Origin of the sequence: Herbaspirillum sp. VT-16-41 (assembly GCF_001994935.1) — a bacterium.
Taxonomy (GTDB): Bacteria; Pseudomonadota; Gammaproteobacteria; order Burkholderiales; family Burkholderiaceae_D; genus Herbaspirillum; species Herbaspirillum frisingense.
This window is the reverse complement of sequence record NZ_MUXB01000139.1, coordinates 1-555: the sequence shown is the minus strand read 5'-3', so window position 1 is coordinate 555 and position 555 is coordinate 1. Positions and strand designations below refer to the sequence as shown.

The following is a 555-nucleotide window of genomic DNA, read 5'->3' as shown; positions in this document are numbered from 1 at the left end:
TGGCCGTATGTATGATGAAGAACAAGTTGAAAAAATAAAAACAATACAAGACGTTGTTTTAAAACAGAGAGATAAAGGTATGAAACGGACGGATTTCAAAGAGGTAGAACGCGTACTTTTGGATAAGTTCGGCGGTATGGTAGAAGCGAGACCAAAAAATATTCCAGCAACCCCAGCTGTATTTGAAAATATGGTTTTAAAGATGGAAAAACAAGAAAAGCAAATTCAAGATTTGCAACAGCTAATATTAGATCTAACAAAAGCAACTAAAGGATTACCGCAACAAGAAAATATTATGACGAAAGAACAAGCAGAACAACTCCACTCACGTTTAACAGGAGAAAACAAAGAAATGAAAGAAGAAATGAAATTGCTAAAAGAAAAATTGGATATTGCTGTTGACTATATCCAGAAGCAAGAAAACGAAGAAAAAAAGGGATTTTGGAAACGGCTATTTGGTTAGAACAAGAAAAGTCTACACTAACATTTAGAGTTTATACTAACTATTTGATAAGATTTTAGGAAAATAACATAAATATCAATGTTATAATGGGT

1 protein-coding gene is annotated in these 555 nt (G+C 32.3%); it reads left to right on the top strand.

The window, feature by feature from the left end; translation table 11 throughout:
• Positions 1-463, top strand: a 463-nt coding sequence (locus tag BTM36_RS28435) for a hypothetical protein (RefSeq protein ID WP_217349612.1), incomplete at its 5' end; no start/stop codon positions are given.
• Positions 464-555: the final 92 nt, after the last annotated feature.